This window comes from Cupriavidus sp. HPC(L) (genome assembly GCF_000307735.3).
Lineage (GTDB): Bacteria > Pseudomonadota > Gammaproteobacteria > Burkholderiales > Burkholderiaceae > Cupriavidus.
The window spans coordinates 1-1,003 of sequence record NZ_AMPR02000417.1 but is presented as its reverse complement, the minus strand read 5'-3'; the positions used below and the strand labels follow the sequence as shown (position 1 = coordinate 1,003).

The following is a 1,003-nucleotide window of genomic DNA, read 5'->3' as shown; positions in this document are numbered from 1 at the left end:
GGCCAGCACCGCGCCGAAGGGCCGCAGCCGGGCGATTTCCTCGGTCAGCCAGGGGCTGCGGTAGTCCCACCACGGCAGCGAGCAGAAGGCGCCATCGAAGCCGCCGCCGCTCAGATCGGCCAGTTGCGCCGGGCTGGTGCCGGGCGTCCACGCCAGCATCAGCGGCGGGCGCCGTGCGCCCGTGTGGCTGCCGCTCACGCTTGTGTCACCGGCGCCCTTCAACGCGGCGCTCAGCCTGGCCCAGTGCCGTCCCGCCACGCGGGCCGGCGCGCGGCACACATAGCCGGCGATATCGAGCTCGGCCAGTCCCTGCAGCCGCTCGGTCCACCACGACACCAGCGCGGCAGCGACCCCCTCGTCGTGCCAGCGCAGCCGTGTGCCAGGCAGATGGTTGTCGGTATCGCGCGGATCGGGCATCGCGCCGTCGTGCCGCCAGAGCGGATCGATCGGCGCGGCGCCGTCGGGATAGCGGTCCAGCGCGAGCTCCAGCAGGCAGGCCAGCCCTTGCGCCCGGCAGTGGGCCGCGAGCGCGGCCAGCGTGTCGGGCGGGGTATGCAACGCGGAGGCGCCTGTCAGCAGCACATGATCGAAGCCGAGCGCCTTGGCCCGGGCCAGGGCCCCGAGGGCGCCGTCATTGGCCTGGTGGACAAAATTCGGATCGATCTGGCAGATGCGCACGGATTGGCTCGTCGGAGGCGAAGGACAGTCCGGGCACTGATGCGAAGCGCGTGCCAATATACCGGCGCGTCGGACAAGCACCGACGCGCCGGCAGAGCCTCCCCTTGCCGCGCAAGGCGCCGAGCACGATTGCGGCCGGGAAGCCGCTTGCCGATATGACAAGCCCCGAAATGTGGCCTGTAAAAACTACAGTGCCGCGCTGGCAGAAAGTATCCGAAGGAGTATCCGCCGCGTGTAGCCGCGGCAAAGTATTCGAGCCGTCGGCGGGACCGGGTTCAGGCGGCAGGACGTCCGGTGGCCGCACCGCGCCGGCGCCGGCCGCTGC

General features: G+C 71.4%; 1 pseudogene. It reads right to left on the bottom strand.

The features are described 5' to 3' along the window. Nucleotides 1-678, bottom strand: a pseudogene (locus B551_RS18685) (DUF3416 domain-containing protein); the annotation flags it as partial. Between the last annotated feature and the right edge of the window lie 325 nt (nucleotides 679-1,003).